Consider the following 6,353-nt stretch of genomic DNA (forward strand, 5'->3'; position numbering starts at 1 on the left):
TTCGTAAATTACAGAAATACCAGGGGATGGGCGCGTTTGCGCTGCTCCGCGGGTGTACTGGGTTTCAACGGAGAATCTGGATGGACACGAGCACTTCCAACCCCACGAGCCGCACGGCGGACAGCAGCACGGATAAGCCCGGCAGCAGCCGCGCGCACCCCGGGATCGACGCGGGCTATCAAAGCGGCTTCGCCAACGAGTTCGCCACCGAAGCGTTGCCGGGCGCGCTGCCGCAAGGCCGCAACTCGCCGCAGCGCGTCGCCTACGGTCTATATGCGGAGCAACTGTCGGGCACGGCCTTTACCGCGCCGCGCAGCCACAATCGCCGCACGTGGCTCTACCGGATCCGTCCGGCGGCCGTGCATCAGCCATTCACGGCACTGCCGTCGCATCGTCTGGTGGCGGACTTTCATGACGTACCGCCGACGCCGCCCAATCAGTTGCGCTGGGACCCGCTGCCGATGCCCGCCGAGCCGGCCGACTTCATCGACGGCTGGGTGACGATGGCCGGCAACGGTTCAGCCGAAGCCATGAGCGGGTGCGCGATCCATCTGTACGCGGCCAACCGTTCGATGCAGGAGCGCTTCTTCTATAGCGCCGATGGCGAGTTGCTGATCGTGCCGCAGGAAGGCCGCCTGCATATCGCCACTGAACTCGGCCGGCTCGACGTGGAGCCGTTCGAGATCGCGGTAATCCCGCGCGGCGTGCGTTTTGCCGTGACGCTGCCCGATGGCGCGGCACGCGGCTATGTCTGCGAAAACTTCGGCGCCTTGTTGCGGTTGCCGGATCTGGGGCCGATCGGCTCGAACGGTCTCGCCAATCCGCGCGATTTCCTGACGCCGCACGCCGCCTACGAAGACCGCGAGGGCGCGTTCGAACTGGTCGCGAAGCTCAACGGCAATCTGTGGCGCGCGGAGATCGGCCATTCGCCGCTCGACGTGGTCGCCTGGCACGGCAATTACGCGCCATACAAATACGACCTGCGCCGCTTCAACACGATCGGCTCGATCAGCTTCGATCATCCCGACCCGTCGATTTTCCTCGTGCTGCATTCACCGAGCGATACGCCGGGTGTCGATACGCTCGACTTCGTGATCTTCCCGCCGCGCTGGCTCGCCGCCGAAGACACCTTCCGGCCGCCCTGGTTTCATCGCAACGTGGCGAGCGAGTTCATGGGGCTGGTGCACGGCGTCTACGATGCGAAGGCCGAAGGCTTCGTGCCGGGCGGCGCGAGCCTGCATAACTGCATGTCGGGTCATGGCCCGGACGCGGGCACCTTCGAAAAAGCCTCGCACAGCGATACCTCGAAGCCGCACAGGGTGGGCGACACGATGGCCTTCATGTTCGAGACCCGCACGTTGATCAAGCCGACCCGCTTCGCACTGGAAACCGCGCAATTGCAGGCGCATTACTACGAGTGCTGGCAAGGTCTCAAGAAAAATTTCGACCCGCAGCAACGATGAGGGCGAACTGCGCCCGCGCCGCTCGTCTCACATCTATAAAGCCCTTTTAGCCGGGGATGGCGACGCCCTGCGCTCGGCGCCCCAACTGCACCGACCACAGTGTCAGCCCGACTGCCGCCGCGGCCGCCGCCACGCCGACCCACGGCAGCGAGGTGAGCGGCGCGCCTGCGCCGATCGCGAGGCCGCCCAGCCAGGCACCGGTGGCGTTGCCCAGATTGAACGCGCCCTGATTGAGCGTGGAGGCGAGATTCGGCGCATGGCTCGCGCGATCGACAATCAGCATCTGCAGCGGCGGCACGATCGCGAAGGCGAGCACACCCCAGACGAAAATCGTGATCATCGACGGCACGGCGGCGTGCATGGTGCCGGCAAAGATGGTGAGAATCACGACGATGGCGAGCAGGAACGCGATCAGCGAGGGCATCAGGCGCCAGTCGGCCAGCTTGCCGCCGAGCGTGCTGCCCACGGTCAGGCCGAGGCCGAACAGCAGCAGCACGAGCGTGACCGCATGCGGCGTAAAGCCGGTGACGTCTTCGAGAATCGGCGTGATGTAGGTGAAGGTGGAGAAGAGGCTGGTGGACGCCAGCACGCTAATGCCGAGCACCATCAATACCTGCGGGTTTTTCAGCACGGTGAACTCGTGCACGAGACTCGCCTTCTGCATCTCGATCTTCGCCGGCAGGCACACCGCCAGCGCCGCAGCCGCCAGCACGCCGATCACGGTGACGGCCCAGAAGGTGGCGCGCCAGCCGACCGCCTGACCGAGCGCGGTGCCAAGCGGCACGCCGAGCACGTTGGCGAGCGTGAGGCCGGTGAACATCAATGCAATTGCCTGCGCGCGACGGTTCGGCGCCACGAGGCCCGCGGCGACCACCGAGCCGATGCCGAAGAACGCGCCATGGCAAAACGCCGTGACGATGCGCGCAATCATCAGCACGCTGTAATCAGGAGCGACGGCACACAGCAGGTTGCCGATGATGAACACGGCGATCAGGCTCATCAGCGCCTTCTTGCGCGGCATGTTCGCGACCGCGATGGCGACGATCGGCGCACCGATGGTCACGCCCAGCGCGTATGCCGAAACCAGCATGCCGGCCGCCGGAATCGACACGGCCAGATCGCGGGCCACATCGGGCAGCAAACCCATGATGACAAATTCAGTGGTACCGATTCCAAAGGCGGCGACGGCAAGAGCAAGCAAGGGCAAAGGCATGATGGGGAATCAGGTACGGGATCCGCGCGAGGCGCGTGGCCGGCGCGCGTTTCGGAGCGAGAGCGCGGGCGCCGGCAGGACAAACGATCAAGCAATCGGCTAAGGGATTGTACCTAAGCCAAAAGTGCCATGCCGAGTGCCGCGCAGGGTGTTGTTTTTCGCTCAATCGAGCGCAACCTGCCTGAGCGGAAACTGCCGCCCGCGCCGGATGCCGTTGTTGTCTCCGCGGCGCTTTGAGCAGTGCCGTTGCAGCGGATGTTCGGCCGTGGCCTCATGTATTTTGTATGCACGCTATGCGGTCTAATTAATGCTAAGCACTGTCACATATACTTCATGACGGAACCGTAGGGTTAGCGCTTTTTTAGCATGCCGGCTCTTGCTTGTGCGATCAGCCGGTCCATTGAGTCTGCCCCTGTCATTGTCCATGTCATTACTTACGCCGACTCTCGAATCGCCCCTGGCGGAGCCTATCTGGATCGTGCCGCTGCACGAACACCCGTGGTACGACCACGTCCGTCTGAAGCGCGTCTTCATTGCCGACGGCACCCGTCATCAGGTCGTGCTGGTCGACGCCCGCAAGCTGCTCGATTGCGCGAATCGCGACAACACCGACTACGTCCTGAAACCCGTCAACGAATGGCACACGGGCAAGGTGCGCGGAATACGCGAGTTTCTCGATCCTGACAATCCACGCATTCCGCAGATGCCTTACGTGACGGTCTCGACGCGTCGCGCGCCGGGATTGATGGGGTGGTTCGGACTGGAACACGAAGGCGTGGTGGCGTTTCGCAACGGCCAGCATCGCGCGCGCTATCTGGCCGACGCGGGCGCGCGCTGGTTCCCGGTCGAGGTCCACGAACGCGAAGTGGCGTTGCTGCGCGAAGTGTGCGGCGCGGCGGACGATGCCCGTACCGCGATTCGTCAGACCATGGACGGCCGGGCATCCTGAGCGCTTGTCAGGCCCCGGTTGGCGAGACGTGTCAGCCGCGCGTGGAGACCACGTTGCGCGGCGCGCCGTCGCGCCAGGCCGACACATTGCCGAGCGTGGTCTGGGCAATCTCGATCATTGCCTCGCGAGTGAAGAACGCCTGATGCGCGGTGACGATCACGTTCGGGAACATCAGCAGGCGCGCCAGGACGTCGTCCTGTAGCGGCAGGTTCGAATGGTCCTCGAAGAACAGGCCGCCTTCTTCCTCATAGACGTCGAGCCCCAGATTGCCGAGCTGGCCGCTTTTGAGCGCGCCGATCAGCGCGTTGCTTTCGACGAGACCGCCGCGCCCGGTGTTGATCAGCATGGCGCCGCGCTTCATCTTGGCGAGCGCGTTTTCGTCGATCAGATGGTAGGTATCCGGCACCAGCGGGCAATGCAGGCTGACCACGTCGCTTTCGGCGAGCAGCGTATCGAGCGGCACATAGCGGGCGCCGAGCGCGAGCAGATCCTGCGCCGGCGTGCCGGGGTCGTAGGCGAGCACCTGCATGCCGAAGCCCGCCATGATGCGGCCGAATACGCGGCCGATCATGCCGGTGCCGACCACGCCCACCGTCCTGCCGTGCAGATCGAAGCCGAGCAGGCCGTTGAGCGAGAAGTCGCCTTCGCGCGTGCGCGCGGCGGCGCGCGGCAAGCGCCGGTTCAGCGCGAGAATCAGCCCCACCGCATGTTCGGCCACCGCATGCGGCGAATACGCCGGCACCCGCACGACCGTCACACCCAGCCGATGCGCCGCCGCCAGATCGACGTGATTGAAGCCCGCCGAACGCAGTGCGATCAGGCGCGTGCCGCCCGCGTGCAGACGCTCGAGAACCGCAGCGTCCGCGCAGTCGTTGACGAACGGGCAGACCACCTCGAAGCCTTGCGCGAGGATCGCGGTTTCGGCGTCGAGGTGTGATTCCTGAAAGTGCAGTTCGTACTGGTAACTGGCGTTGGCTTCTTTAAAGGTGTCGATGTCGTACTGACGGCTGCTGAACAGGATCATGCGCATGATTGGCTCCGCGAACGGTATGCCAGTAGTTTAAGCGTCCTGTGGCGCGTGCAGGCTGGTCCGCCTCTCTCCGGCAGCCAGCGGTGGCGGCGGTGTTTGTACGCTGGGCGGCAAGCTCTCGTCGGCCACGTCCGACACCGCGGGATGGAAATGCGCGAGCGCGTGGGCGACGAACGTGCTCGTTTTAGCCGCGAGGAACTGCCGGTTCGGATAGACAATCGACACCTTGACGTCCGGGTCGTCCACGCGATGGTTGCTCAGGATGCCCGTCAAGGTACCGGCGGCCAGGTCGTCGGCCACCATCTGCTGGGGAAGGATGGCGATGCCCATGCCGGCCAGCACGCCAAGCCGCAGCATCATCGCGCTATTGACCGAGTAGACGGGCTGCAGCGTGACCTCTTCGGTGCGCTGGTCCGCGCCGGTGAAGTGCCAGGTGCTGCTGGGCTGTTCGGCCGACAACCCGATGAACGCATGCAGGGCAAGCTGTTCGGGGGTTTGCGGCACGCCTTGCTCGTCGAGATAGGCGGGCGAGGCGCATACCACCAGCGAATGCGTGCCGACCGGCCGGCTGATCAGATCCTGGCTCGGCGCGACAAAACCGGTCACGATGCCGACGTCATAACCGTCTTCGATCAGGTCGACCCGCCGGTCGGTCAGCGTAAGCCTCACCTTGACCTTCGGGTAGTGGCGCCGGAATCCGTCGAGTAGCGGTGTCAGCGAGAGCAGCGATAGCGCCCCGGAGGCGACGAGCCGCAGCGTGCCGCCAGGCTCGGCCTGAGTGTCGGCGAGCGCATTTTCGAGGCGGTCGAGCTCTTCAAGCAGTCCGCGGCAGCCTTCGAGGTAGCGCGTGCCCGCTTCGGTCAGCGCCAGATTTCGGGTAGTTCGATTGATGAGCCTTGTTTTCAGGTGGGATTCGAGCGTGGCGATGGAGCGCGTCACGAGGGCGTTCGACACGGCGAGTTGTTGGGCGGCGCGGCGGAAACTTTCAGTTTCCGCTACCCGGACGAAGACTCGCATAGCGTGGATCTGGTTCATTGCATTCGCCTCATATGCCTGGGGAACAGCCGGGGGGATGGAGCTTGCTGCGGTACTGCGACCTGCTCAGAGCCCGCCGGAATGACGGGGTCTGCAACTGCTGTTGAAAATAATATTGACTCCTACGAAGAATTACAATATCTATTGATTTCACTTATTGAGTTTTTGGTATCGATCTGCGTAAGCGGCATGTTGTCTAACTTGTATGCAACGTGAATTTGACAAATCGAATCGTCATGACGAAAAAAAATTCTACTCGCCGTTCATCTGGATAACTGAATTGTTATGATGGTGGCGAAGTTCCACGAAAAATCGACATGTATGCCCGTATTGTCGGTCTGACCGGCCGTTGCCGCGCCGCCGCATAGAACACCGGAACCGGGGGCCGCACCCGTTTGAATGCAGCACATTCTTAATTGAGCGACGCATTTGCGTTGCGGTGACGCGTGGTTGTCTCACCTGAAGCAATCAATTGGAATGAGCTTTTAAGAAATTACAAGGCCATTTTTTTTTCATAATTGTCGTAATTCAGTGCTAAGGAAGGTCTGAACAAATCATTTTCAGCCTGACTGTTCGCCACATTCGAAATTGGCGGGTCTCGAAAGTCGTTTTCTTGTTGGGAACCGAATGAATACCGACCAGAAATTGATCTCGATGTTTGAA

General features: G+C 62.8%; 5 protein-coding genes. 2 read left to right on the forward strand and 3 right to left on the reverse strand.

All coding sequences use genetic code 11. The features are described 5' to 3' along the window. The first annotated feature begins 80 nt into the window (after window positions 1-80). Window positions 81-1,463, forward strand: coding sequence for a homogentisate 1,2-dioxygenase (gene hmgA / locus FQ755_RS27655; RefSeq protein WP_260858892.1), 1,383 nt, complete (start codon window positions 81-83; stop codon window positions 1,461-1,463). 46 nt (window positions 1,464-1,509) lie between these two features. Here hmgA and FQ755_RS27660 read toward each other — a convergent pair whose 3' ends face one another. Next, window positions 1,510-2,676, reverse strand: coding sequence for an MFS transporter (locus tag FQ755_RS27660; RefSeq protein WP_144158287.1), 1,167 nt, complete (start codon window positions 2,674-2,676; stop codon window positions 1,510-1,512). A 424-nt stretch (window positions 2,677-3,100) separates the two neighbouring features. Between FQ755_RS27660 and FQ755_RS27665 the strand changes: the two genes are divergently transcribed. Continuing rightward, on the forward strand, window positions 3,101-3,625 hold the full coding sequence (locus tag FQ755_RS27665; protein ID WP_144158288.1) for a plasmid fertility inhibition factor family protein: 525 nt from the start codon (window positions 3,101-3,103) through the stop codon (window positions 3,623-3,625). Between the two features lie 31 nt (window positions 3,626-3,656). Here FQ755_RS27665 and FQ755_RS27670 read toward each other — a convergent pair whose 3' ends face one another. Both FQ755_RS27670 and FQ755_RS27675 read right to left on the reverse strand, forming a co-directional pair. Next, window positions 3,657-4,655, reverse strand: a complete 999-nt coding sequence (locus FQ755_RS27670; RefSeq protein WP_144158290.1) for a 2-hydroxyacid dehydrogenase — start codon at window positions 4,653-4,655, stop codon at window positions 3,657-3,659. 30 nt (window positions 4,656-4,685) lie between these two features. Continuing rightward, a complete protein-coding gene (locus tag FQ755_RS27675; protein WP_144158292.1) occupies window positions 4,686-5,690 on the reverse strand; it encodes a LysR family transcriptional regulator in 1,005 nt (334 codons plus the stop codon). Window positions 5,691-6,353 lie beyond the last annotated feature (663 nt).

The organism is Paraburkholderia sp. BCC1885 (assembly GCF_900996235.1).
Lineage (GTDB): Bacteria > Pseudomonadota > Gammaproteobacteria > Burkholderiales > Burkholderiaceae > Paraburkholderia.

Coding starts and splice junctions, on each gene's coding strand:
- FQ755_RS27670 (WP_144158290.1), bottom strand. CDS start 4,655: ATGCGCATGATCCTGTTCAGCAGCCGTCAGTACGACATCGACACCTTT.
- hmgA (WP_260858892.1), top strand. CDS start 81: ATGGACACGAGCACTTCCAACCCCACGAGCCGCACGGCGGACAGCAGC.
- FQ755_RS27675 (WP_144158292.1), bottom strand. CDS start 5,690: ATGAACCAGATCCACGCTATGCGAGTCTTCGTCCGGGTAGCGGAAACT.
- FQ755_RS27660 (WP_144158287.1), bottom strand. CDS start 2,676: ATGCCTTTGCCCTTGCTTGCTCTTGCCGTCGCCGCCTTTGGAATCGGT.
- FQ755_RS27665 (WP_144158288.1), top strand. CDS start 3,101: ATGTCATTACTTACGCCGACTCTCGAATCGCCCCTGGCGGAGCCTATC.